The sequence below is a fragment of the Dyadobacter sp. CY343 genome (assembly GCF_021390335.1).
In the GTDB taxonomy this organism is placed as follows: domain Bacteria; phylum Bacteroidota; class Bacteroidia; order Cytophagales; family Spirosomataceae; genus Dyadobacter.
Window position 1 is genome coordinate 1,109,862 of record NZ_JAJUXK010000001.1, and the last position, 26,544, is coordinate 1,136,405.

A 26,544-nucleotide genomic window follows, 5' to 3' on the forward strand; every position below is an offset into this window, starting at 1 on the left:
TATGTATGAGGTGTTTTTCAGCAAATTCAACGAGAAGGTACAACTGAGCGAATCAGAAGAATATGCCGTGAAACAATTTCTGACGCCGAAAAAACTGCGGAAGCGTCAATACCTGCTACAGGAAGGAGATATCTGCAAGACTGTAGCATTTATAGAAAAGGGAGCCATGCGCAGTTACATTGTGGATTCTAATGGACAAGAGCACATTTTTTCGTTTGCGCTGGAAGGTTGGGCGATCGGCGATCTATCCAGTTTTTTGACGGAGCAGATCTCAACGCAGAATATAGATGCCCTGGAAAACTGCGAGCTAGTTTTGATCAGTAAGTATGCACATGATCAGATGCTAATTTCGGTGCCCAAGTACGCAACATTTTTCAGGATCTTGATGACCGAGGCCTACATTGCACTCCAGAAAAGAACGCTGAGCATTATCAGTATGTCTCTGGATGATCGATATAAATCTTTTATTGACCAATATCCTGACATTGTCCAGCGCGTCCCCCAGCATATGATTGCCTCTCACATGGGACTTTCCCCCGAAACATTGAGTAGGATCCGCAGCAGGATCGGCAAAAGTCAATAGCTTCCCTTTGGTTTCCCCTGATGGTTTATCTTGACCAAAATCAATAGAATTTCTTGATCAGACTCATCGTCCCATGCAGGCTCATTGAGGTAATTTTGTGTATCAAAAATGAGACAAAATGAACACGAAACAGACCATTGCGATCATAGGTGCCACCGGGAATGTGGGCACCTTCATTTCTAAAAGCCTGTCAAAGGGTAACTATCGCTTATTGCTGCTAGGTAACCAGCCAGATAAACTGGAAGCTTTATATGAGGAGATAAGAAACGCGAGTCCTGAGGCTGATATCGAAATTTACGGGTGTCCGACAGAGGCATCCTGGGAGGCCGACATCATTATCCTGACCGTTCCTTATGGCTCTCAACAGGAAATTGCGGAGAAAATCCGGGAAGTTGCCAATCAGAAAATGGTCATAAGCATTGCTAACCCGCTAAACGAACCATATGACAGGTTGGCGACCGTCTCTGGTACGAGTGCCGCAGAAGAGCTGCAAAAATTGCTGCCTAATTCGAAAGTTGTTAAAGCCTTCAATATCGTATTTCCGGCTGCCTTTGCCAAGCCTATCCTTGTAGGCAAGAAGGCTGATTCATTCATTTCCTGAAATGATCAAGAGGATTTGCAAACTGTGGGTGAGCTTGTCGAAACTGCTGGTTTAAACCCATCACCAGGCAGAAATATCATCAGCGATGATCAAAAGAAAGCAATTCATAAAAACTGCCTTTACAGGCGCAATTGGTATGACAACATTAACAGCATTCAAACATTTTACAAATGAGCTTCCAGACCAGCAGCGACCAATACCGGTCCTGTTTATAGGCCACGGCTCACCGATGAACGGCATTGAAGACACTGCGTTTAGCAGAAGGTGGGCACAAATGGCCAAAGAAATCCCTACGCCAGCTGCCGTGCTGGTGGTATCGGCGCACTGGTTTACTAATGGCACCAAGATCACAGCAATGGATTTTCCTGAAACAATCCATGATTTTGGAGGATTTCCGCCGGCACTTTTTGCCGTACAATATCCTGCGCCGGGCAATCCAGCATTAGCCAAAGAAACTGCGGGAATCATTCGTTCCGCAAAAGTGGAGCTTAATCATGACTGGGGACTTGACCACGGGACCTGGACGGTGGTAAGACATATGTATCCGGAAGCTAAAATTCCAGTGCTTCAACTGAGCATTGATTATACCAAAGGGCCTCAATTCCATTATGATCTGGCACGGGAACTAATGGCGCTACGAAAAAAGGGAGTTCTAATCATTGGCAGCGGAAATATGGTGCACAATTTGAGAATGGTAGCCTGGGACAAGCTTAGCGTGCAGGGTTATGGATATGACTGGGCGTTGCAAATCAATGAGCAGTTCAAAGCCCTGATCCAGGAAAATGATCATAAGCCTCTGATCAATTACAGTCAGTTGGGAAGGGAGGCCGCATTGGCCATACCAACACCGGAGCATTACCTTCCTCTGATGTATACATTGGGCTTAAAGGCGGGTAAGGAACCTGTTTCCTTTTTCAACGACCAGGCCGTTGGCGGTTCACTAACAATGACGTCTGTAAAAATTGGCTAATAGCTTGATAAACAACGAGAAATCGGGGGGGTATACTTTTATTAATAACTTTTGATCCTTACTTAAAAGAAAATTATATCATGGAAAAACATAATAGTGTTAATACCAGGCTTAGCTCGAAGGTAGACATTCAATATCCTGAATTTACAAAATTGCCAGAGCTAGTAAGGCAAAAGTTTGAGGGATTGCCTACGAAAGTGAATTTCTTCCGGATGCTTGGTTATAGCCCTGGTGCGTTCGTGGAAGTGATCGATCTAACCAATGCCATTTTTAAGAATCTGACCATATCAGATTACCATAAGGAATTGCTTGTTTTGCTGGTTGGTGCCCGTACAGGCTGTGACTACGAGTGGGAGCAGCACGTTTCCATTGCACAGGCAGCGGGTGTAAGTGAGGATCAATTTATTGCTATTGCTGCAAACCGGATTGATGCCGGCGAGGTATTTAAAGAGCGTGAACGCGTGCTGCTGCATTTTGGGAACTGCATAATCGAACAAGGCAAAGCGCCTGGCGTTATTTTCAACCATACGCTTGAACACTTTTCAGTGGAAGAGTTGTCGGATGCCATGATTGTCATTGGTTTTTACCGGATGTTATCGGGCTATATTCAAACTTTTAACCTTCCAGCTGATCCGCAAGAGGATGGAAATTGGGTAAAAGCATAAAGAAGATTAATAATCAACTAAAAGAGAAAGTCATGAAGAAGAAAATTGGATTTATAGGTTTAGGCACGATGGGCTTTCCTATGGCTGTTAATTTGAAAAAAGCAGGTTTTGAAGTCATCGGTTATGATGCTTTCAGAGGAGTTTATCAAAAAGCTGAATCTGCCGGAATTACAATGGTTGGAACCTTGAATGAGGTTGCCCAACAGGCAGATGAAGCGATCATTTCGATGGTTCGTGACTACGATCAGAATGTAGCCGTTATTTTTGGTGAGGCTGGATTGTTGACTGCACATACCAAAGGTAAAACCATCATTGTCATGAGTACGCTTGATCCCGATTCCATGAACGAATTGGGAAAGAAAGTGGAAGAAGAAAGTGAGCTGCAATTAATCAGTGCAGCAGTAAGTGGTGGCGCTTCGGGCGCAGAAGCTGGGACATTGTCTATTATGACATCTGGCCCGGCAGAAATCGTGAAATCTTTCCAGTACTACTTTGATGCGATCGGGTCTAAAACATTCTATTACGGTGACAAACCAGGTAACAGCCAGGTGGCTAAATTGGTCAATAACATGATCCTGGGCATTAACATGAATGCGGTTGCCGAGGGGCTTAAACTGGGTAACCATTACAATTTACCCCAGACAGAAATTCTGAATTTGCTGAAAGTAAGCACAGGCGATAGCTGGGTGGTCCGTAATTGGGATGACGTTTCGCAGTGGACGGCAGATACAGCTCTGGCTGTACTGCTAAAAGACCTGAAATCAACTTTTGGAGAAGGGTTAAAACATACTATTGCTCTACCATTCAATGCATTGTCATCGACACAGTTGTTTGATGCTATGGGAAAAGAAAAACCTCAAGCTTAATCATCATTTTAGTTTATTCTCGCTTTCTTCATAATGTTCGTGTGTAGCAACAGGTGTTCCGGTTTTATTCATTTTCATCTGGAAAACATCTACCAAAAATGAGAATGCCATCGAGAAGTAAATGTATCCTTTTGGTATTTCAATCCCGAAGCCTTCGGTAACCAGTGAGAACCCAATCAACAAGAGAAACGAAAGTGCAAGCATTTTAAATGCTGGATGCTTGTTTACAAAATTACTGATCGGTTCTGCCGCTACCAGCATGATGATTACTGTGACAATAACGGCAACATACATCACCCATACTTCTTTGACCATTCCAATGGCAGTAATAATGGAATCAACGGAAAAAACCATATCCATAATCAGGATTTGGATAATGACCTCGCGGAAAGAAGATACTTTAATAGCCTTGGTCTGGTCCCCGGATTCTCCTTCCATTTTATGGTAAATTTCGGTCGAGCTTTTGTAGAGCAGGAATAAACCTCCCGCCAGCAATACAAGGTCCTTTCCGGAAAATCCATTGCCAAAAATTGTAAACAGGTCCTGATCGAGTTTCAGGATAAAAGAAATAAGCAGCAGTAGAACCAGCCTTAAAACACCTGCAAGGATTAAACCATATTGCCGGGCCTTCTTCTGCTGATCTTGGGGAAGCCGTGCGGCTATAATGGAAATAAAAATGACATTATCAATCCCTAGAACGGCTTCCAGGGCCAGAAGGGTAACCAGCGAAATAATGATCTCAAAATCCATAATTGTAAACGATTTAATCAGGCATGATTATTAAAGAAATACAATCTATCTGGTTTTATACCGTCGGGATATATTAAGATTTTAATTTATTTTGGCTTGTATTGAAGTATGTATTTTTTATATACATTGGAAAAACATTCACTTAAATCTATGAATGGTTATGAACAATCTTCAATCCGTTTCCGTGCAGCAGACTCCTCAATTCGTCGCTGCAATTAATTGGGACTAGCTGAATTTATAAAGCCTGCGATCACCCTTGCGTGATCAATTTTTCACCTTTCCCCATTACTGGTATGCACAAAAAGGTACAGCGCTCACTGACAGTTTTGTCGTTAACATCTTTTCTTCTTTTCTCCTGTCAGGAAAAAAAGAAGGAAAATGGAAATGCTACGGAACAAATTAAGGACTATCCCGTTCTGACCATTGCACAAAGGTCGATCACACTAAACAGTGAATTCCCGGCAACCATCGAAGGGCAGCAGGATATTGAGATCCGTCCGAAAATAGATGGATTTATAGAAAAGATTTTCGTGGATGAAGGTGCTACCGTGAAAAACGGGCAAGCGCTGTTTAAAATCAATGCCCCTCAGTATGAGCAGGAAGTACGGACTGCACAGGCGAATATTAAAATCGCAGAAGCAGACGTCAATGCCGCGCAAATGGGTGTCAATAAGGTGAAGCCATTGGTCGAAAAGAACATTATCAGTAAATATGAGCTTGAATCTGCGCAGTTTACCTTGCAAGCAAAACAAGCGGCGCTCGCACAGGCTTTCGCTGCGCTTTCCAATGCGCGCACTAATTTGGGCTACACCACCATTGCAAGCCCTGCAAATGGCATTGTTGGCTTAATTCCTTATAAAATTGGCAGCCTTGTTAATAGTAATACACCCGAACCATTAACCACAGTTTCAAACATTGGGAACATTTACGCCTATTTCTCGATCAATGAAAAACAGGTTTTGGCATTCTCCAAAAACACGAAAGGCAATACAACGAAAGCCCGGATCGCGACAATGCCATCTGTCTCCCTGGTTTTAGCCAATGGAACCGTTTTTTCTGAAAAAGGCCGGATAACTACGACCAGCGGTTCTATTAATACAGAGACAGGCTCTATTAGGGTGCGGGCAACTTTTCCAAATCCCGGAAGCATTATACGCAGCGGAAGCAGTGCGACTGTCCGCATTCCTTCCCGGCTTGATTCGGCCATTGTCATTCCGCAAAAGTCGACCTACGAAATACAGGGGAAAAAGTTTGTCTACCGTGTTTCGGCAGACGGCATCGTTAAGAGTGCGGAAGTTGGCGTGCTGGACAATAATGATGGGCAGTTCTTTGTTGCCCAAACCGGCCTTGCCGTAGGGGACAAGATTATCCTGGAAGGGGTAGCGTCGTTAAGGGAAGGGGCAAAGGTTATATCCAGACCAGTAAAAGCGGACAGTGTTTACGCCAAAAACTTGTAGGTTATGTTCAATCGATTCATTGATCAGCCCGTACTGTCGACAGTCATTTCCGTACTTATTGTCATCCTTGGTGTGTTGGGGCTAATTTCCCTGCCTATTGCGCAATATCCTGAGATCGCTCCGCCTACTGTCGTTGTCTCCACCTCATATCAGGGTGCCAATGCGGATGTGGTGCTTAATAGCGTGATTGTGCCATTGGAAGAACAGATCAACGGCGTGGAGGACATGACTTACATGACATCTTCGGCTGGGAATGATGGCACAGCGCGGATTACAATCAACTTTAAGCTAGGCACAAACCCCGACCTTGCATCTGTAAATGTGCAGAATCGCGTCGCGCGGGCAACTGCGCTCTTGCCGCAGGAAGTCACGCGCTCCGGTGTAACGACGGCCAAAAGCCAAAGCAGTAACCTTGTGATTTTTTCCTTATACAGCGAGAATCCCGCCTATGATCAGACATTTTTGCAAAACTATGCGGAGATAAACCTGGTGCCCTTAATCAAGCGGGTATCAGGGGTTGGGGAGGCGAATGCGTTCGGACGTATGGATTATTCCATGCGGATCTGGTTGAAACCGGATGTGATGGCAACTTATGGCCTTGTCCCTTCGGATGTCAGCACTGCACTGGCAGAGCAAAATATAGAGGCTGCCCCCGGTCAGTTCGGTGAACAGGGCTTGCAATCCTTTCAGTACGTGATCAAGTATTCGGGCCGGCTCAAAGATGCAGGCGAGTTTGAAGACGTGGTCATCAAGGCCACGCCAAATGGTCAGGTATTACGGCTCAAAGACATTGCCCGCGTTGAGCTGGGCGCGATGAGCTATGCCAGCAGTACGACAACCAATGGCAACCCCTCGGTAGGTGTGTCCATAAGCCAAACAGCAGGCTCCAATGCCAAGGAAGTGATTGAAGGAAGTTTGCAGGTATTGGATAACGCCGCCAAATCGTTCCCTTCCGGTATCAAGTACGTCACGCTGATCAATGCAAACGATTTTCTCGATGCATCTATTGAAAAAGTAATCCATACGCTCATTGAAGCATTCATTCTGGTGTTTTTAGTGGTTTTTATTTTCCTGCAAGATTTTCGATCTACGCTTATTCCCGCTATTGCTGTTCCGGTGGCTATTCTAGGCACTTTTTTCTTTCTGCTGCTTTTTGGGTTCACGATTAACCTTTTGACATTGTTTGCATTGGTTCTGGCCATTGGGATTGTCGTTGATGATGCCATAGTCGTGGTGGAAGCCGTTCATGCTAAACTGGACGAGGGATACACATCCGCGCTCAAAGCCACAAAAGACGCCATGAGTGAAATTTCGGGAGCCATCATCTCAATCACCCTTGTGATGGCGGCGGTATTTCTGCCGGTAAGTTTTATCGAAGGCTCATCCGGGGTGTTTTACAAACAATTTGGCTTGACGCTCGCCATTGCGATTATGCTCTCTGCTGTCAATGCACTCACCCTCAGTCCAGCATTGTGCGCTATATTTTTAAAACCGCATAAAGTGGATGCAAGTCATAAAAAGAACATTTTACAACGTTTTTATGGCTGGTTCAACCGCACATTTGACAAAACAATCCAGCACTACAAGCATGCCGTTTCATTCCTGATTGCAAAAAAGTGGGCTGCGGGATTGATCATTGCCGTGTTTGCCGGCCTGTTTTATTATCTGATGCAGACCACGCCTTCTGCATTTGTACCCAATGAAGATACGGGTTCAATCATGGCCGATATTGCATTACCGCCTTCGGCATCCACGGAAAGAACAGAGGCTATTATGAAGCAGGTCGAGGCCATTGCGCGTTCGATCCCGGAAGTACAGAATATCTTAAAGATTACAGGTAGAGGCATGATCAGCGGAGTTGGAAGCAACTATGGGATGGTTGTAATGCGGTTGAAACCCTGGGCCGAGCGGGGAGGGGAAGGTCAGGATGTGCAGGCTTTGATCGGAAAGTTGTTTGCAAAAACGGGCGGGATCAGGGATGCCAAGATCATCTTTTTTGCACCTCCGACCATTTCAGGGTTTGGCTCATCGGGCGGGTTTGAGTTTCAGTTGCAGGACAAAAGTGGAAGTGACATTGCCCTATTCTCCAAGATCGGCAATGACTTTCTGGCCGCATTAAGCAAGCGGCCTGAAATCCAGTACGCGTCCACTGCATTCAATGTGAATTTTCCGCAATACCAGATCGATGTGAATGTGGCCAAGGCGAAAGTGGCTGGCATCACTGTCAATGACATCATGAGCACGATGCAGGGCTACTATGGCGGCGTGTATGCATCTAATTTCAATCAGTTTGGAAAACAATTCCGGGTCATGTACCAGGCCGAAGCTGCTTCGCGGGCTAATCCCGAAGGGCTCAGCAACATTTATGTCCGCAATGCAAACGGCCAGATGGCGCCTATTACGGGCTTTATCACCATGAAGAGAGTGTATGGCCCTCAGTCAATTTCCAGGTTCAATTTATTCACTTCTATCGGTGTTACCGGTTCGCCTAATCCTGGGTTCAGCTCAGGCGATGCCATTGCCGCTATCCAGCAAGTGGCCGCCGACGTACTTCCACAAGGATATGGATATGAGTTTTCAGGGATGACCAGGGAAGAGATTTCTGCTGGCGGGCAGACCGTTTTCGTTTTCATGCTGGTTATCGTTTTTGTCTATTTGCTGCTTAGCGCACAGTATGGAAGCTATATATTGCCTTTCGCGGTGCTTCTTTCCCTTCCGATCGGATTGGCAGGCACATTCCTATTCGCCAGCTTATTTGGTATCACCAATAATATTTATCTGCAAATCACACTGGTCATGCTGATAGGGCTTTTGGCAAAAAATGCAATTCTTATTGTCGAATTCGCAGTAGAACGGAGACGGCATGGGATGTCGCTGGTGGAAGCAGCTGTCGAAGGTGCACAGGCACGGTTGCGTCCGATCCTGATGACCTCTTTTGCTTTTATTCTGGGTTTGGTTCCACTCATGCTTTCAACCGGCGCAGGTGCAATTGGAAACCGGTCCATTGGTACTGGTGCCGTAGGAGGAATGCTGATAGGAACGCTCATTGGGGTTTTTGTGATACCGGTGCTTTATATCGTATTCCAGTCTTTACAAGAAATGATCAGCGGTCCGCCCAAGCCAATTACAGAACAAGTTCAGGATGATCATTGAAGCGTTTTAATAGCAAGATTATGTATAAAAAACATTTAAAGCGACTAGTTCTGTTTTGTCTGCTGGGTTTGCTGCTTTGCTGTTGTAACATGGTCAGACCCTACCAGAAACCGCTAACAGCACCTGATAACCTTTACCGAGATGTGGTCACGTCCGACACAAGCGGGCTCGGCCAGCTTCCCTGGAACCGGCTCTTTACCGATACGACTTTGCAAAGCCTGATAAGTCAGGGAATTAAAAACAACCTGAACCTGCAAATTGCTTATACGCGTATTGAGCAGTCCAGGGCCTACTATGAGCAGAGTAGAGCGGCATTTTTTCCAACCGTTATCGGAGATCTTGGCGTGACGCGTTCTAAGCTTTCGGAGGCCCAGGGCTTTGGTATTAGAAACAGTGCAACCCAGTATCAGCTGGGATTATCTTCTGGCTGGGAGGCGGACATTTGGGGGAAACTACGAAGCACAAAACGCGCTAACCTAGCACTTCTATTGCAATCGGAAGCAGGTGCGAAAGCTGTACAAACAAGCCTGGTGGCCGATATTGCCAACTATTATTATGCACTGCTAGCCTTGGATCAGCAGCTAGCCATTACAAGGCAGACTGTGTCCAATTGGGATACGACGGTGCAGACCATGCGTGAACTGAAAATAGCAGCTGTTGTTACCGAGGCGGCTGTGGTGCAAAGTGAAGCGCAGCGTTATGTAGCGGAAGTGACAATTCCTGACCTGATCCAGAGTACAAGGGAAACAGAAAACGCGCTAAGTATTCTGCTTGCGGTTCCAGCCACGTCCGTCAGACGCGGCACGCTTCGGGATCAGGATACCCTTGATGTTTTGCAAACGGGTGTTCCCGCGCTGCTGCTGGCAAATCGCCCGGATGTGCAACAGGCAGAACTTAATTTGAGATATTATTTTGAGTTGACTAATGTGGCCAGGACTTACTTTTACCCGGCATTAACAATCTCCGGCTCGGTGGGTTATTCGGCTCTGCAACTGGAAAACTTTCTTAAACCAATCTCCCTTGCGGCCAGCATTGGTGCAGGGCTGACCCAGCCGATATTCAACAGAAGGGCCAACATCACCCGCCTGGAAGTTGCCAAGGCCCAGCAGAAGGAGGCGCTGCTCAATTTTCAGAATGTCCTGCTTACAGCCGGCCAACAAGTGTCGGATGCTATGTCGCTACACAACACTGCCCTTGATAAAATTGCGATTCGCAGCTATCAGTTGGAAGCATTGCAGAAATCGGTAAGCTATTCAGGCGAGCTGCTCCAAAACGGTTTTGCCAATTACAACGAGGTCATTACGGCCCGACAAAGTTTGTTGCAGGCGGAGCTTGGAAGCATTAATGACCAATTGCAACGATTGCAATCAGTGGTTAACTTATACAGGTCGTTGGGAGGGGGTTGGGCTAGTCCCTGATCTTGTTTGGTAAATGGCTCTATAATCTTAAAATTAAAACAATGATAAATAAACTATTATCCTATGCGGCCGGGTTACAAGCCACCGGTATTAATGCTGCCCGATGGGGTATTGTGATTGTAATGTTATGGATTGGCGGTTTGAAAGCTTTTCAATATGAAGCTGCCGGCATCGTGCCGTTTGTAGCCAATAGTCCATTTATGAACTTCTTTTATAAATACGATGCGCCAGAATATAAGCAGCATATGAATAAGGAAGGTGAATTAAAGCCCGAAAATGTCGCATGGCATCAAGCCAACCATACTTATATTTTTTCTTATGGGTTGGGCACAGTAATCATTCTGATTGGCTTTTTGGTAGCGCTGTATCCGGTATTTCCCGCAGTCTCGGCATTTGGAAGTTTTCTTGTTATCATCATGTCAATTGTCACATTGTCATTTCTGATTACCACACCTGAAACCTGGGTGCCATCACTTGGTGACGCCGAGTATGGGTTCCCTTATCTGAGTGCAGCAGGGCGACTTGTGATCAAAGATATCATCATGCTTGGCGCAGGGATTGCTACGATGGCCCAGGCCGCCAGAAAGTATTTGACCGCACAGCAAACGAGCGGATAGTAAGGCAGTTTTATCATGTAATGTTGTTCTTCAATATAAATCAACTAAACTAGATAATGTAATGAACAAGTTGCTCAACCTAGTAGTTATGACAGCATTTATTGTCTCTGCCTGCAACACTTCTGAACAGTCGGATCAAGGAAAGGATAGCACGCTCATCAGCCTTTCACCTAAAACGATGAAACAGATAGCAGTGGTAGATGAACGTTATCAGTCTTATAATGTGGAAACAGTGGAGGTAGCAGGCGGGCAGTTCTGGAAACCTTATCACTTGATGGACAGCTTGCCTGACCTGGCTGCGGGCAGAAAGTGACTCGGGGATCAACCAGGATTATGCATTCCGGACACCCACACTACGTAACCTGCGCTTTACCGCTCCTTACATGCACAGTGGCAAGTTTACTACTCTGGATCAGGTGTTGTTATTTTATGAGGATGTGGCAGGAGGCAAGATCCTGAACCCGAATGTGAAAGCTGGCAGCATTGATTCAATCGCCACACACATGGACGTAAATTTTAAAGATATTTCAAGGATTGTCGAATTTTTGAACACGCTCAACGATGATTCCTTTGACAAAACAATCCCTGCAACTGTACCGAGTGGTTTACCTGTGGTAGGTCTTTGAACTTGAAGTTTTTTCGTCCTTGGGGTTTGATGGGACCCGTATGAAGGTCAAGATCAAATCATTTTGAATTTGTGTATTTAGCAGCGGTTACGGGTTGGAGCCACTTGACCCTTCCGCTAGCATGATTAGGCGTTACCGCCATTTGAACAAGGCCTTTTTCCGGTGAAGCACCGTGCCAGTGCGGCGTGTCAGGCGGACATCTCACTGCGTCACCTTTTCGAAGAACATGAATCGGCTTACCTTTTTCCTGGTAATAGCCCACACCATTTGTGTGTGCGGATTTGCCTTCTATGAAGGTCATATCTAAATCACTTTGTATTGGTATACAACAGTTGTTGTCGGTTGTAGCCACTTGACCCTACAATCCAGTAACCTGCTTTGCTAGCTGAATCACGTTGCCGAATAGAAATGTTTGACGTCGTCGGTGCGACAGTAAAACAAGGAATAGAATTATACCGAACTTATTTTTTATTATTTCGAGTATAGGGATTAGCAGTCCAATCTTGTCTATGTAAAGTACCGGAAGTTTCGGGCGGTTCAACATAGAGAGATGTCAAATGTTTATCTGAATAGTTTAGAAAATCCATTACTGGCGTGGGACGCTCATGAACCTGGACCGTCACAAACGGCAACTGTCGTAACCGACGATGAGCGGATATTGCGCATTACTTTTCAGGAAGATCCTAAAAAAGGCTGCGATTTGCTGTTCCGGCGGTACTATATAAACCTGTGCAATCAAGCCGTCCGTTTTGTGCATTCCAAAGAGATTGCTGAGGATATTGTTTCCGAGGTCTTTACAGATTTTTGGCAGAAAGGGATCTACGAACAGATCACGACTTCTTACCGTGCATATTTATATAAATCAATCAGGCACAGGTCGTACAATTATCTCAAATGGCAGCTGAACAAGACCGTCCCACTAGACTCCGAAGGGTTTTCCATTGTTTCCGAAACGCTTAGCCCCGACGACATTCTTCAGTATAGCGAGCTTCACCACCAGGTAGAGCTGATCGTTCAGAAATTACCACCGCAATGCCGCCGCGCATATATCCTGAAAAGGGTGGAGGGGAAAAAATACGATGAAATAGCGACTGAGCTCGGAATCAGTGCAAAAGCAGTAGAAGCGCTTGTGAGCAGAGGTCTTGCACGACTCCGAAGCGGACTCAGGGAAAACAGGTTTTTAGAAGTGCTTATTTTCTTCTGTATGCCATTTTGATCATCAAACAAAACAATCCTAATTGAAATTATAAGTCCATGGAAAATCCGGTGACAAAGCGTTTGCTATTTGATTTTTTCTCCGATAAGACAACCGTCATACAGCGAACGTTAATCGAGGAATGGTTGAGCACGGCAGAAAATCAGGAGCTGTATTACAAGTATCTGGATGAATGGGAAAGCGAGAACCCGGTGTTTCGTCCCGATTTGGACAATGCACTGCACGCATATCAATCTCAGCTGGACGGGGCCAATGTATTCAGTGTTGAAACAGAATCTGATACTCGTCAGTTACCGGTTTGGAGTTTAAGAATTTGGCCTCGTTTTGTTGTCGCTGCAAGTGTTTTGATAGCTGCATGCTGGTTTTTTCAAAAAGATTTGATGTACGAAACTTTACAGTCGCCAGCTGGGAAAACGAGTAAATATATGCTTTCAGATGGCACTCAGGTCATTTTGAATGCGAATTCTACACTCAGGGTATCGCGTTTTGGCTTTGCTGAAGCATCCAGGGAAGTTGAGTTGGAGGGCGAAGCAGACTTTGACGTGACACATACCACCGACAATAAACGCTTCATCGTAAAAATGGGCGATAGCTATAAGATCGAAGTGCTGGGGACCAAGTTTGTTGCCTATTCCAGAGCCGCAAGGAAACGTGTACTGCTAAGTCAGGGGAAGGTAAAGCTTCAACTGCCGGCTGGTAAACAGGTTTATATGAAACCTGGCAACTTGTTCACCTCTACCTCTACCGACACCTTCGATATCAGTGTTCCTGCCAAGCCGCAGCAGTACACCGCCTGGAAAGATCAGCTTTTTTACTTCGATGATACACCCATGCTGGAAGTGACCCGGCAGATGAAGGAGCGGTTCGATATTGATGTGCGTATAGCAGATTCCGTTCTGTTGGAAAGGCATATCGGGGGCATATACCGCGCCGAAAATCCCGACGATCTGCTCGAAATACTCACAGAATTATTGGAATTGGAAGTCGTTCAAAATCAGAATATAACTGAATTGCATACCCAAAATAAATAATCATCATGGTACAATCATTACGTCTCCGAGCAGCTCTACTCATTTTGTCTTTGCTGATACAGCACACTAGCATGTCGCAAAGTATCGCCTATGTCAGCCAGTCTGGAAGCGAGAAGCGACCTGAAAGTCAGTCGAATATCAATGCGATGTTGAAAGATGTGCTTGTGGATCTGGGCCGGAAATACAAGGTCAGTATCGTGTTCGAAGAGTCGACCGTCCAGGGGATTTTCGTGGCTCCTGTTACAACAACGGGCAGCAAGCTTGAATATCAGCTTGAAACGATATTAAGACCTTACGGGCTGGTCTATCGTAAGGCGAGCAAGGGAACGTACGTCATTATGAAAAAACAAGCCGGGAAGTCAACGCAAGTTGGTTTGGTTCAATCTCTTGATATTCCGTTAATGGACAATGCGACAGCGAGCACCGCACCTGGGGCTGCAAAAACAGAAACGCAGGTGGCCGACGGAAAGATCACCGGCAAGGTTTCCGACGAAAAGGGAATCGGGCTGCCTGGGGTAAGTGTGGTAATTAAAGGAACAACCAGGGGAACGACGACCGATACTGAGGGGAATTTCAGTATTGAGTACAAAGATGATAACAAAACGCTTGTTTTTTCTTTCGTCGGGTACGCTACTCAAGAAGTGACGGCGGGCAGTTCAGATACCATTAATATCAAGCTGACGAACGATGATAATCCGCTGAATGAGATTGTAGTTGTGGGTTATTCTACCATGAAGAAAGAGTCACTCACGGGTGCGGTCGCAGCGATTAAAGGGAAAGATCTTATCAAACGTACCACTTCCAACATACAACAATCTTTGCAGGGACAAATTCCGGGACTAACGGTACTGGACCAGGGCGCGGGACCCGGTAAATCCAATATGGTGCTGCGAATCAGGGGTATTACTACGCTCGGAGCCAACGAACCGCTGGTGATCGTCGACGGGATAGAGCAGAGGCTGAGCGATATCAACCCGCTCGATATTGAATCGGTTTCGGTATTGAAAGATGCGTCTTCTACCGCTATTTACGGTTCCCGCGCTGCGAATGGCGTTATTTTGCTTACGACCAAAAGAGCCGCTTCTGGGAAAATTTCCGTTTCCTATAACGGATACTACGCTTTGCAAAAATCAAATAACAACCCTGTGCACATGGGCCTGGAAGATTATCTCAGGCTGCAACAAACCGCCTGGACCAACTCCACCGGAGCACCCGGTATTTTTACAGATTCATATATCAATGAGTATCTGACAGCTACCGACCGCCTGAAATATCCGCTGCCCAATGTCTGGTACGACGAAGTGCTGCGGACTGCACCGCAAATGAACCATTCGCTGTCGGTGAGCGGAGGCAGTGAAAATATCAAGGCGCTCCTGAGTGTGCGTTACCAGAACCAACAGGGCATTTTGATAGCCAATTCGGATTCGAAAATCAGTGAAGTAAGGCTCAATACCGATTATAAGCTCTCTTCGCGCCTGAAATTCAGTACAGATGTGAATTACAGATCTAATTATATACTCTCGCCCATTAACGAGAATGATGTTTTTAACAAAATGCTGCAAACCTCACAATGGACCGTTCCGCGTTATCCCGATGGGACTTACGGGATCAGTTCAGACGGTTACAATCCCTTATTATCTGTTGAAAAGGCAGGAACGGCGAAGATGGTCGACGAATATGTGCTGGGTAATTTTAAAGGCGAGTTGCAGATCTTGAAGGGGCTGACATTCACGTCGCAGATCGGGGCGAGGATCAACCTGATCTCTGAAAAAAACTACTCCAATAAATACGAAGTACGCGACTACTACAATCCTTCCATTATCAGAAAAAATGTGCCGATAAACAATTTGACAGAGGCAAGGAATGATGTGCGGGAGTATACATTCAACAATCTGCTGAACTATTCGACTACCATCGGCCAGCACGCCATTCAGGCGCTTGCAGGTTACTCGCAGATAGCAAACCGGGGACGTACACTGAGTGCTTTTCGTCAGGGATTTTATAGCAATGATGTGCAGTCAATAGGCTCGGGTACGAATGACGCTACCAAGAACAATGGTGGGGTGGAGTACGCCTGGGGCCTGAGATCTTATTTCGGTAGGGTTAATTACACTTTTAAAGACAAATATTTATTCGAAGCCAATGGCCGGTATGACGGATCTTCCCGGTTTCTGGAAAATAACAGATATAGTTTTTTTCCTTCTGTTTCAGCCGGCTGGCGGATTTCGGAAGAAAAGTTCTGGGGCGGTCTCAGCAATTATGTAAGCGAATTGAAGTTGAGGGGTTCGTGGGGAAAAACAGGAAATCAGGCCGTGGATCTGTATAGCGGTTTAGCGACATTGAGCTCGGGTGTTTACTCATTTTCGGGCTTACCTGCGCAGACTTTCCAGCAGACGAGGATTGCCAACGAAAATTTGACATGGGAAACTACCACGCAATCCAATGTGGGACTGGATGCCAGTTTCCTGAATAACCGGTTTACGTTAAGTATGGACTATTATGCCAAAACCACCGATGGGATTCTGCTGACCCTGCCTGTGCCGGGTACGCTGGGCCTGCTTCCTGCGCCGCAAAATGCCGGGCAGGTCAATAACAAAGGCTGGGAATTCGCTGTGACGACCAGAAACAAGTTTGGTGACTTTGGTATTGATGCCAATTTTAATTTTAACATAAATAATAACAGTGTCGGAAACCTGGCTGGTACCGGGCCGTACATCACAGGCGGCAACGAAACCCGCTACATTACCTCGGAAGGTTATGCGATCAATTCTTTCTGGGGATACAAAACCGACGGGCTGTTCCAAACTGAGGAAGAAATCCTGAACTATCCGACCATGAGAACCGGGATCATGCCCGGGGACGTCAAATTTGTTGACCTGAATAATGACGGCAAAATCACTCCCTCGGATATGACCTACCTGGGGCAGAGCTTTCCGAAATATACATTCGGCTCCAATCTCAACTTCTCTTACAAAGCATTTTCACTCAATACGTTGTGGCAGGGTTCTGCCGGTTCCAAGACACGCGTTGGTGGGGCGATCATCGAAATGGGCATTTGGGGCGGGTTTACGCATGAACTGATAGCAGGGAACTACTGGACTCCTGAAAACAGGAACGCCCGCTTTTCCCGGCCGCTCAAATACGACCTCAGGAATTTTGTAATGTCCGACAGGGACCTGATGAATGGTTCTTATCTGCGCCTCAAAAACATTCAGCTCATGTATCAGTTACCAACTGACCTGATCCGCAAAGTTGGAATCAAAATGGCGAGTGTGTACATCGCAACTACCAACCTGCTCACCTTTTCCGAGCTGAACGAGTGGAATGTAGATCCGGAAACAGCCCCGGGCGGCCGTACAGAACGCTATCCGCAAACCGCCGTATCCACTTTGGGAGTCAATATTCAGTTTTAAAAATTGCACCTGCTTAAAATAGAATCCGATGAAAAATTATAAAGTCATAGCATTAATTTTTGCTGGTGCAGCGCTCTTGCCGGGCTGTAATCCCGATCTGCTGAACACCATTCCCAACGACCGTGTTTCGTCTGAAATATATTGGAAAACTGAAAATGACGCAGTGCTGGCTTCCAATGCAGTGTACACTTACCTTGAAACCGCCGCGAACTTCACCAATTGGGACGCTATGTCGGACATCGGGCACGTAACGCTTGGCTGGCGGGAGGAGTCGCTGATAGAAAAAGGGAGTTACGACGCGACGTATGGCAAGATCCTGAACGAATGGAATGATGCGTACAAAGGTATCCAGGCGGCCAATGCATTTCTGAGCAATGTGGACAAGATTCCGGTGACCGACCAGGCCAGGATAGACCGGTTGAAAGGGGAGGTGAGAACGCTCCGGGCCTACTTTTATTCAAAACTGGCGATACTTTATGGCGATGTTCCGCTTGTGACGTCAATCATTACCGTGGAGGAAAGCCGGGAACTTACCCGAACACCGGTGGCACAGGTCTGGGATTTTATTTCCAAAGAATACACCGAATCCGCCACCTTGCTGCCTGTGAGCCAGGCCGACAAAGGCCGCGTAACGAAAGGAGCTGCGTTGGCGCTGAATGCACGTGCTTTGCTCTATGCCGGCAGATTCAAGGAAGCCGCCGTGGCGGCGAAGCAAGTGATGGATCTCAACGCTTATAGTCTTTACCCTTCGTATGAGAATCTTTTCACCTATGCTGCGGAAAATAACTCAGAAGTCATCTTTGATAAACAGTCGATTAAGGACATTCAATCCAATAATATTTTCAGCCTCACCACACCCAATAGCGTTTTTCCGCAGGTGAACAGTTTTGTGCCCACCAAGCTGGCTGTGGATGCATACCAAATGAGTAATGGAAAGGCGATAACCGATCCTTCAAGCGGCTTTGACCCCAAGAAACCCTACGACAAAAGGGACCCGCGCCTGAAATATTCCATTTATGTACTGGGGTCTGAGCTGCCTAATGGAAAAATCTACGATTCAAGGCCCGAAAGCGGAACCGGCGATGCGATCGGAAATTCTGAAAATTCGACGAGTACGGGCTTTAATACCCGGAAATACCTCAACAAAGAAGATATTGCGCAGCCCAATAATGGTGGTATCAATCTTATTCTAATGCGCTATGCAGAGGTTTTGCTGATTTACGCAGAAGCCAAGATCGAAGCAAATGAGCTGGATCAAAGTGTATTGGATGCGATCAATAAAGTACGTAGCCGCCCGGATGTGAACATGCCGCCTGTTGCCAAATTAGGATCGCAGGATGAGATGCGTAAAATGGTGCGAAACGAGCGCCAGGTCGAACTGGCATTTGAAGGACTGCGCTATTTTGATATCCGCAGATGGCGGATCGCAGAACAGGTAGTCCCAGGGATTCTTTACGGTATGACCTATACCAATGCTGCCGGCGAGCTGAAAACGATCTCCATTCCGGCATTTGTCAAGATATTCAATAAGGAACGCGATTACCTGTGGCCGATACCACAGCGCGAGAAGGAGCTGAATCCTAATTTGACCCAAAACCCAAATTGGTAAGCTTGTAATCCTTTATCTATTTCCACATTCCCACTTATATAATGATGTCTAAATCCCTGCCATTTTTAGCGCTTTTCCTGCTATTGAACCTTGGTCTCATATTCCGGGATACGAAGGAAACGGTTGTTACTATTCCAAATGCAGAAGTGCAGCTTCACATTGTCCAGGATACTACCGTCGGAACGATCAGTATTTTTCGCGGAAAAGAATCCAAACCAATCCTGGTACAAAATGCCCGGCCTAATTTCCGTCCCTATCTTCATCCCATTGTCGCACCGGACGGAAAAGGGGTGCTCACAGAATACAGCCCAGGACACCACAAGCATCAGACCGGAATTTACTGGGGTTATACGCGTGTGAACGGAAGGGATTATTTTCACCATCCGGACGGAGATTACTGGAAAAGAGTTTCGGCCACAGTTTCGGAAAGTAAAGGTGATGTGGTTAAATGGCAGACGGTGTACAATCTCCTGGACTCGGCAGGAGTTGCGGTTTTGACCGAAACACAAAACTGGTCAATGCGCCAGAAGGACGGTAAGTACCTGCTCGACCTGGAATGGAATGGAGAGGCACAGACCGACGTGACCATTGGCAAATATGATTACGGCGGGCTCTTCGTGCGGATGCCCTGGAAAAAAGGAATAAAAGGGGAAGTGATAAACGCCGCCCGCCAGCGCAATGAAAGAGCCGAAGGGCAGGCAGCTATGTGGGTGGATATTGCTATGCAGGTGGAAGGACGCGACAACCTGGCGCATATCGCCATTTTCGACCATCCCGAAAATAAAGGCTATCCGCAAACCTGGCGGGTTGACGGCCAGTTGGGTGCCGGGCCAGCGCGCGCCAGAAAGGCCGACTGGCATATTAAGAAAGGAGATACGGAGATCATCAAACACGAGCTAGTTGTTTATACCGGCGAGCTGAATGATGTAGAACTGAATAAAACATTCGGAGAATTTATTGGTAATAACGGCACCTACAACACAGCAGCACTTTGGGCAATCGCACAAAAAGAGGGGAGAGAGGCTAAATTTCTGAGTGCCCAGGAAGCTGTTGCGGCAATGACGATCAAAGAGGGTTACAAAGTGAATGCGTGGGCTTCTGAGCCGATGATGACGCAGCCGATGGCATTTTGCTGGGACGATCGCGGCCGGATGTGGATTGCCGAAAACCGGGATTATGAGTCGAGGGGAAAAGGGTTCTCCAATGCAGGCGACAGCCGGATACTCATTCTGGAAGATACCGACCATGATGGCGTAGCGGATAGCCGTAAAGTTTTCATGGAAGGCATTGCATTTCCCTCCGCTATTGCCGTGGGCTTCGACGGCGTGTTCATAGGGGCTCCGCCGAACCTGCTTTTTGTTCCTGATAAAAACAAGGACGATAAAGCCGATGTGGAGGATATCGAAGTGCGGCTTACAGGCTGGGGCATCCGCGACCGGCACGAAACGATCAACAGTTTTCACTGGGGGCCTGATGGCTGGCTGTATGGTTTGCAGGGTTTTGCCACGCCGTCTAAGGTAGGTAAACCTGTGGGGAAGGGAAAGCTTTACAAGCACAAAGACCCGTTTCCGGAGGAGATCCTGAAAGATGGGGTAGATATCAACGGCGGAGTGTGGCGCTATCATCCTACGAAGGATAAGTTTGAGGTGGTAGCACACGGATTCAGTAACCCCTGGGGTATTGATTATGATGCAAAAGGACAACTTTTTATGACAGCCTGCGTCATACCCCACCTCTGGCACGTGGTCCCGGGCGGCATTTACCACCGTCAGGGCGGGCAGCATTTCAATCCCTATGTATATAACGATATTAAAACGATAGCCGAACACAGCCACCGCTCTGCACACGGGGGAGCAAGAGTGTATCTTTCAGATGCATTCCCTCAAACGGAAAGAGGAAAGATTTTCATGGCCAATATTCATGAACACGGGATCTTATCAGACATTTTAGAAAGTAAAGGTTCCGGTTTTGTAGGGAAACATGGAGATGATTTCATGATGGCCAACAATGCACAATGGGTAGGGTTTAGTATGGAAATAGGGCCGGAAGGCGGAATGTATGTACTGGACTGGCACGACGCCGACATTTGTGGATCAGACGTATTGAACTCCGAAACCGGAAGGATATTCAGGATTATGCCCAAAACGTCGCAGGCTGAAAACTGGGAGGGGCGTTATAGTGACCTTGATAAGTTTAGTGATACGCAACTGGCAGATCTGCAAACAAGCAAAAGTGAGTGGCACGCACGCAGGGCCCGCCTTATTTTGCAGAACAGAGCCGGAAAAAGGAAAATTGCAGAAGAGTCGCTTAACCGGTTGTCTGATATTTACGCATCCAATCTGAATGCCGACTACCGGCTCCGCGCCATGTGGGCATTGCAGGTTTCCAACGCGCTTCCGGAAAAAGCACTTTTATCCGCACTTTCTGACAAGGATGAGTACATCCGTGCATGGGCGATTCAGTTTTTATGTGAAAACGAAACAGCCTCATCCATCGCGATTGCCCAATTTGTAAAGATGGCCAAAGAGGATCCGTCTGCTCCTGTAAGGTTATATCTGGCTTCCGCTATGCAGCGCATTAAACCCGAATCACGCTGGAAAATCGCTGAGATGTTGGTTGGTCACGCACAGGATATGAATGATCACAACCTGCCGAAAATGATCTGGTACGGATTGGAGCCGCTGGTGAAAGCTGATCCTGCGAAGGCGCTTGCGTTATCAGAGAAAAGCAAAATACCGATGGTAACCAACTTCATTGCCCGCCGCATCATGGATGCCGACGCAGCAGAAATACTATTAACTGCTATTGGCAAAGCCTCAGCCAATCAGGTCGACTTGCTGAAAGGTATGCAGGATGGTCTCGAAGGCCGCACCGACGTGAAAACGCCGGCCAACTGGAAATCCGTTTACGCAAAGTTGAAACAAGGTCCGGGTAACGTGGCTGCATTGGCCACTGAGCTCGCCCAGCATTTTGGTGATACGGAAGCGGCGAAAACATATTTGGTAACACTGAAAAATACAGGCGCGCCTGCGGCGCAAAGACAAAAAGCGCTCCAATATCTCGCTTCGAGGCAGCGGCCTGAACTCGTTAAAGAGTTGCCCGCATTGCTGGCCACGCCCGCTTTGCGCTTCGATGCCATCCGGTCGATCGCTAATTATGACCAGGAACCTTTAGGGAAATTATTGCTTGAAAAATATCCCGGCTTCGACCAGCGGGAAAAAGCCGAAGCCATTCAAACCCTGTCGTCACGGCCGAAATACGGCTGGTTACTTACCCAGGCGATCGCTAAGAAGACAATTGCGAAAAATGAAGTGCCGACCTATGTTGCACGTCAGCTGCGCAGGGTAGTAGGAAGCGGTTTTGTAGAAGTGTGGGGACCTATTGATCACGTGGCATTCGATGAAAAGGCTTACAGCAAATATCGGAAGCTGCTTACCGATCAGGCTGTATCAGCGGCTAGTCCGGTCAGGGGAAAGCAGATATTCATTAATACCTGTGGGCCGTGTCATAAAATGTTTGGCGAAGGGGGCATTATCGGCCCTGATCTGACCGGCTCAAACCGGGGGAACGTGGACTATTTGCTGGGCAACATTCTGGATCCAAGCGGAGAAATCCAGGACGACTATAAAATGGTAGTGGTGACCACCCGGGACGGAAGAACCTACGTTGGCAATATTGCCAAGGAAACAGAGCGTCAGCTTACCCTACGCATTGTGGGACAGGATGCAGTGATCGTCAATAAGTCAGACATTCAGACGAGAGAAACAACTCCAACATCCATGATGCCTTCGGGCCTTTTGGAAGCCCTATCCGATAAAGAAATTACAGAGTTGGTGGCGTTTTTGCGGACAAAATAACAGGATGAAATTCCGGCCAAAAAAGAGAGTGCCTTATGTTGTTCATACCGCACAATATTAGCCTGGACTAACAGATATGGTTGTGGAGTAGCGCATGCGGGCCTTGTGTGTAGCATTTGGAAGGGGACTATGCGCTCTTACATTACAAAGGTAAGCCAAGGCAGTTGGCAAAAGGTGGTGAAGATCGAAGGTTTATCTGAAACAAACAGTCATCCGGTCTGAATGGCATGGTAGAAAATCGATGTACCGCAATCCCGTTACTGTATTCGGGGCAATCATGTCGGCTGCTGTACTGCTGTGCGTAAGGCCCCACCTGACCGAACAGGATATTCATGATGCAATAGTTGGAAACATCTTCCGCTGTGGTACTTAACTTGCGGATTCGCTAGACAATCGACGCTGCCGCTTTGTCTGCCCACTAATTAGAAATGCCATACGACCACAGATATCACTTGGTCGCAGGCCGTAAAGGCAACTACCGAATAGACAAATTGCTTGTCGAATTAAGCTCAACCCCGTAATGAGTGCTGATTTTCAGTTATACGGGGGTGAGCAGCAGGGGCAGCCAAAATCACTGTCCGAAGGCTGGCTTCACTGGTCCAATTGCCCGGGTCGCCATATTGCGCCCGGTTACATCAACGGCCATATTCATAATCGCAAACACGTTTCCGGCACTGTCCAGAAGTGGCTTGTAAGTAAAGTCAAAGTAGTAGGTATCCAGCTTTCCGCTTGATGAAAGTTTGGCCGGCGTGCTATAAAAAATTGCCTTGTAATTCCCGCCTGGTAGGTGTCATTGAGGATGTCCAGAAAGGGCTGCCCTTCCAGTTCCGGGACTGCGCTGGCCAGCGTTTTGCCAATAACTGAGCGGTCCTTTCCCCAGTAGCCCAGCATGGTTTACCATCAATTCTGGGCTTTATATAATAGTCTAGCGCACCTAATTTTCTAGCAAAGTCAATCACATCTGGATTTCCAGATGTCGAAAGCATAACTATTGGTAAGGAAGCTAAGCGAGGAATGATTCGCAGATTCGATAGAGTTTCCAAGCCGTTCATCTTAGGCATGTTCATGTCTAAGATGATAAGACATCTATCTAGTACTGTTTGCGACTGCAGAACCGTGAGAAGTTCCTGCCCATTCTCCGATTCCATGATTTCAATGCTTGGATCTATGGCTTTGATTGCCTCTATCATTGTGGTACATGAAATCAAATTACTCTCTACTTCAACTATAGGGGTTAATACTTGGACAGCTCGTCAACAATCCTCTCTACCGCTTCCGTAGGAAATTGTTACTCTTCAAATTTTATGCTTGATTATCCGGCTGCGTAATTCTAGCAGGATAAAAGAAGAATTGCCGGTTTCACTTGATATAAATCCTTTCGGAAAGTATCTTTGTAAGGTTATTGCAGCTTGATTAATACTTGGTGAGCGATTCGGTGAGCAGAATTTTTGACATTTTACAAGTGATTGATATTTAGGAAGATCTGAGGGAGGTTCGACTCCCTGCATCTTCACAAAATGCCGCTTCGGATTCCCGGAGCGGCATTTTTGCATATAGAAACTGTTTACAGAATACCTGCCCATATATTTTTGAGATCGCGAATGGAAGTCACTCTTCCAGCCTTCACGTCCTCAATGCCCTCTTTAATGGCATTAAACACTTGCGGGTCCGAAAAAAAGACATCAGTTTCAGTACTTTCATCAATTGGCGTGAGTAAAACTGACTTTTTATTCTTTCCCCGGTGAATAATCACCCGTTCTTTTTCTGCAAGATCCAGATAATCCTTCTGCTTCCCCCGAAATTCCCGGGCTGATATGATTCTCATCGGTGTACGAATTTGTGTACACGAAGGTAGGGCAATCGCCTAATTCGCGAATACGATCAATTGGTTCAAGTCTGCGAGTCATGCCGATTTTAAAGACATTCTCACCGAAAGATCCAATGTTGGATATGATGTATACATGCCCTCGCTTCGTTTGCTGAGCCATTGAAAGTGCACGTTCTTTCTTTTCCCTTGCCAATGCTAATTCAATTTCCAACATCGCCACCTTATCATTCAATTTATCATATTCCACGCCTGTGACCAGGCCCATTTCTTTACGCGCTTTTTCAAGTGCTTTTAGGAAGGCAGCTTCTTGACGTTCGGCCTCCCGCTGTGCTTGCTCGAATTCTCTGCGCGCTTTTTCTTCCTCTCGTAATTCATCCTGAATTGGCCGCATGTTTTCTTTTTCTTGCTGCTTCTTCGCTTGATATTCGTATTCAAGAATTAACTCTTGTTCTTTAAGGTTTAAATATTCTAGTGTTAGCGAAATTTTGAAACCTTCACCCAATTTGTTTATATCATGATAGGATTTAGAAAGTCTTTCCTTCATTTGAATGATATTGTTCCATTTCACTTTCGAAATGAATGCTGTACTTTCTCCATTGAAAGCTCGGAGCATTAGTTTTTTGAATCGGTTAACTATTACTTTTCCTTTGGAGGCGCTCCCTTCTACTGTCCAGTCAGCCGAACAAATCGCGGCACGGTCATATTTTATTAAATCCTTTTGCTTCTCAATAATATTTTTTTGAGTCTCCCGATACTCATCCGATTTTTCAAAATCATATGTCGGCTCATATAATCCATACTCAATTAAATCCAGTTTCGACTCAAATAGAGCAATCTCTTTTTTAAGAGATGTGAATGTATCTAGACCTGCTCCATAACCGTGACTTAGTTCACTCCGCTTTTTTTCTAGCTTACTTATTTCAAGGTGTTTTTGCCGAGCTTCTAGGTCGACATCTATAATCGGCCGATAATATTCGAGCTGTTCTTTTAAAGACTGTATTTCGGAAAGTTCTTTTTTCTTAAAGAAATCTAGGAGACCCATATGTATTGGGATGAGAGGGTTTGAAGAAGTCTAATATAAATAATCAAATCAAAAAAATAATCCAAAATAAATGGTCAAATCAGAAACCAGGTCTCGCCGCAGAGCGGCTTCCTGTTTGTAGAAAATGGGTTTCCAATTTACAGCAAAGGCCCCAGCGGGGCCTCCTAATAAATCGCCAAATTACAGGAGGCCCCGCTGGGGCCAAACAAATTATGTTCGATGTCTTTTCTACAAACAGGGAGCTCCTCCGGAGCGTTGTTGTTCAGCTATTCATTTCCCCCCAATCAACCGCTCCAACCGCCTCATCCTTCTCCTTCAACATCCGCTCATACAAAGCAATCTTCTCCTCGTGAAGTTGCATTAGTTTGTCAATTGGGTGGTAAATAGGATTATGAAAGACACCGTTAGCTACTGACGAATCGTGAAAGGTATTTGATATAATATTCACAGCCTGCTCCTCATCAAAATTCCGAATCGCCTCAGCTGGAATCTTCAAAATAGCCGCCACTTGCTCCAAAATATCCGAATCGATCTTTTCCTTCTGTTCAAGTAGAGAGTTTTTTTGCTGGTTCCAGTCTTCCCCGAGCTCAAACGCCAGCGCGTTTTGCTTCACGGACATCATTTCTCTGAAACGCTTCCTTTTTCTAAAATGACCGAGATAGAAGTACTAGTCAACCAGACTTTACATGCCTATGAATGTGATCGAATCAAATGTTAACTGGCAAGTTGGACATCTGATCGACTGGAATATCAAGCATACCGTGTACCACTGCGGACAGATTGGCATTCTGAGTCGGATAGTTGAGAAACGTTTCGATTTTGGGCTGCGATTGGCCCGGTAA

Annotated in this window: 23 protein-coding genes; 18 read left to right on the forward strand and 5 right to left on the reverse strand. The window is 46.3% G+C overall.

Going from position 1 to position 26,544, the window contains the following annotated elements; all coding sequences use genetic code 11:
* Position 1: 1 nt before the first annotated feature.
* The 5 genes from LZG94_RS04635 (at position 2) to LZG94_RS04655 (ending at position 3,685) form a co-directional block, all read left to right on the forward strand.
* Positions 2–583 (forward strand): Crp/Fnr family transcriptional regulator, encoded by a 582-nt coding sequence (locus LZG94_RS04635; protein WP_233790764.1) that lies wholly within the window; start codon positions 2–4, stop codon positions 581–583.
* A gap of 118 nt (positions 584–701) precedes the next feature.
* Positions 702–1,184, forward strand: a complete 483-nt coding sequence (locus tag LZG94_RS04640) for an NADPH-dependent F420 reductase (protein ID WP_233790765.1) — start codon at positions 702–704, stop codon at positions 1,182–1,184.
* 136 nt (positions 1,185–1,320) lie between these two features.
* Entirely contained in the window at positions 1,321–2,154 is an 834-nt protein-coding gene (gene ygiD / locus LZG94_RS04645) for a 4,5-DOPA dioxygenase extradiol (RefSeq protein ID WP_233790766.1), read from the forward strand.
* An 80-nt stretch (positions 2,155–2,234) separates the two neighbouring features.
* Positions 2,235–2,819: a carboxymuconolactone decarboxylase family protein gene (locus LZG94_RS04650; RefSeq protein WP_233790767.1), complete on the forward strand. Its 585-nt coding sequence runs from the start codon at positions 2,235–2,237 to the stop codon at positions 2,817–2,819.
* Positions 2,804–3,685, forward strand: a complete 882-nt coding sequence (locus tag LZG94_RS04655) for an NAD(P)-dependent oxidoreductase (protein ID WP_255700586.1) — start codon at positions 2,804–2,806, stop codon at positions 3,683–3,685. The genes LZG94_RS04650 and LZG94_RS04655 overlap by 16 nt, the downstream gene beginning before the upstream one ends.
* A 3-nt stretch (positions 3,686–3,688) precedes the next feature.
* On the opposite strand, the gene LZG94_RS04660 is transcribed toward LZG94_RS04655, so the two are convergent.
* A complete protein-coding gene (locus tag LZG94_RS04660) occupies positions 3,689–4,435 on the reverse strand; it encodes a TerC family protein (RefSeq protein ID WP_233790769.1) in 747 nt (248 codons plus the stop codon).
* A gap of 293 nt (positions 4,436–4,728) precedes the next feature.
* Here LZG94_RS04660 and LZG94_RS04665 point away from each other — a divergent pair, with 293 nt between their 5' ends.
* The 6 genes from LZG94_RS04665 to LZG94_RS04690 all read left to right on the forward strand — a co-directional run bounded on the left by LZG94_RS04665 (position 4,729) and on the right by LZG94_RS04690 (position 11,706).
* Complete coding sequence (locus LZG94_RS04665; protein WP_233790770.1) at positions 4,729–5,892, forward strand: efflux RND transporter periplasmic adaptor subunit; 1,164 nt, start codon at positions 4,729–4,731, stop codon at positions 5,890–5,892.
* 3 nt (positions 5,893–5,895) lie between these two features.
* Complete coding sequence (locus LZG94_RS04670) at positions 5,896–9,045, forward strand: efflux RND transporter permease subunit (RefSeq protein WP_233790771.1); 3,150 nt, start codon at positions 5,896–5,898, stop codon at positions 9,043–9,045.
* Positions 9,046–9,065: 20 nt separating this feature from the next.
* A complete protein-coding gene (locus tag LZG94_RS04675; protein WP_255700587.1) occupies positions 9,066–10,463 on the forward strand; it encodes an efflux transporter outer membrane subunit in 1,398 nt (465 codons plus the stop codon).
* A gap of 41 nt (positions 10,464–10,504) precedes the next feature.
* Positions 10,505–11,080 carry a DUF417 family protein gene (locus LZG94_RS04680; RefSeq protein WP_233790773.1) on the forward strand — a complete coding sequence of 192 codons (576 nt, stop codon included), beginning with the start codon at positions 10,505–10,507 and terminating at the stop codon, positions 11,078–11,080.
* 88 nt (positions 11,081–11,168) lie between these two features.
* A complete protein-coding gene (locus LZG94_RS04685; protein ID WP_233790774.1) occupies positions 11,169–11,393 on the forward strand; it encodes a hypothetical protein in 225 nt (74 codons plus the stop codon).
* A 70-nt stretch (positions 11,394–11,463) separates the two neighbouring features.
* Positions 11,464–11,706: a hypothetical protein gene (locus tag LZG94_RS04690; protein ID WP_233790775.1), complete on the forward strand. Its 243-nt coding sequence runs from the start codon at positions 11,464–11,466 to the stop codon at positions 11,704–11,706.
* Between the two features lie 58 nt (positions 11,707–11,764).
* Here the strand turns inward: LZG94_RS04690 and LZG94_RS04695 are convergent, their stop codons facing one another.
* Entirely contained in the window at positions 11,765–12,007 is a 243-nt protein-coding gene (locus LZG94_RS04695; protein WP_233790776.1) for a hypothetical protein, read from the reverse strand.
* A 249-nt stretch (positions 12,008–12,256) separates the two neighbouring features.
* Here LZG94_RS04695 and LZG94_RS04700 point away from each other — a divergent pair, with 249 nt between their 5' ends.
* The 6 genes from LZG94_RS04700 (at position 12,257) to LZG94_RS04725 (ending at position 23,565) form a co-directional block, all read left to right on the forward strand.
* Positions 12,257–12,922, forward strand: coding sequence for an RNA polymerase sigma-70 factor (locus tag LZG94_RS04700; protein WP_233790777.1), 666 nt, complete (start codon positions 12,257–12,259; stop codon positions 12,920–12,922).
* Positions 12,923–12,960: 38 nt separating this feature from the next.
* Positions 12,961–13,953: a FecR family protein gene (locus tag LZG94_RS04705; RefSeq protein ID WP_233790778.1), complete on the forward strand. Its 993-nt coding sequence runs from the start codon at positions 12,961–12,963 to the stop codon at positions 13,951–13,953.
* Between the two features lie 5 nt (positions 13,954–13,958).
* Positions 13,959–17,366 carry a TonB-dependent receptor gene (locus LZG94_RS04710; protein ID WP_233790779.1) on the forward strand — a complete coding sequence of 1,136 codons (3,408 nt, stop codon included), beginning with the start codon at positions 13,959–13,961 and terminating at the stop codon, positions 17,364–17,366.
* 28 nt (positions 17,367–17,394) lie between these two features.
* The gene (locus LZG94_RS04715) at positions 17,395–18,975 is read left to right on the forward strand and encodes a RagB/SusD family nutrient uptake outer membrane protein (RefSeq protein ID WP_233790780.1); all 1,581 of its coding nucleotides are present in this window, start codon (positions 17,395–17,397) and stop codon (positions 18,973–18,975) included.
* Positions 18,976–19,016: 41 nt separating this feature from the next.
* Positions 19,017–22,832 carry a PVC-type heme-binding CxxCH protein gene (locus LZG94_RS04720; protein WP_233790781.1) on the forward strand — a complete coding sequence of 1,272 codons (3,816 nt, stop codon included), beginning with the start codon at positions 19,017–19,019 and terminating at the stop codon, positions 22,830–22,832.
* A 520-nt stretch (positions 22,833–23,352) separates the two neighbouring features.
* Positions 23,353–23,565: a hypothetical protein gene (locus tag LZG94_RS04725; protein ID WP_233790782.1), complete on the forward strand. Its 213-nt coding sequence runs from the start codon at positions 23,353–23,355 to the stop codon at positions 23,563–23,565.
* A 19-nt stretch (positions 23,566–23,584) separates the two neighbouring features.
* On the opposite strand, the gene LZG94_RS26515 is transcribed toward LZG94_RS04725, so the two are convergent.
* From LZG94_RS26515 to LZG94_RS04735, 3 genes are all read right to left on the reverse strand, one after another.
* Positions 23,585–24,022, reverse strand: a complete 438-nt coding sequence (locus tag LZG94_RS26515; protein ID WP_409013236.1) for a PleD family two-component system response regulator — start codon at positions 24,020–24,022, stop codon at positions 23,585–23,587.
* A 537-nt stretch (positions 24,023–24,559) separates the two neighbouring features.
* Positions 24,560–25,702, reverse strand: coding sequence for a DUF4041 domain-containing protein (locus tag LZG94_RS04730; protein ID WP_233790783.1), 1,143 nt, complete (start codon positions 25,700–25,702; stop codon positions 24,560–24,562).
* Between the two features lie 262 nt (positions 25,703–25,964).
* A complete protein-coding gene (locus LZG94_RS04735; protein ID WP_233791119.1) occupies positions 25,965–26,321 on the reverse strand; it encodes an XRE family transcriptional regulator in 357 nt (118 codons plus the stop codon).
* 73 nt (positions 26,322–26,394) lie between these two features.
* Here LZG94_RS04735 and LZG94_RS04740 point away from each other — a divergent pair, with 73 nt between their 5' ends.
* Positions 26,395–26,544 carry a hypothetical protein gene (locus LZG94_RS04740; protein WP_233790784.1) on the forward strand — a complete coding sequence of 50 codons (150 nt, stop codon included), beginning with the start codon at positions 26,395–26,397 and terminating at the stop codon, positions 26,542–26,544.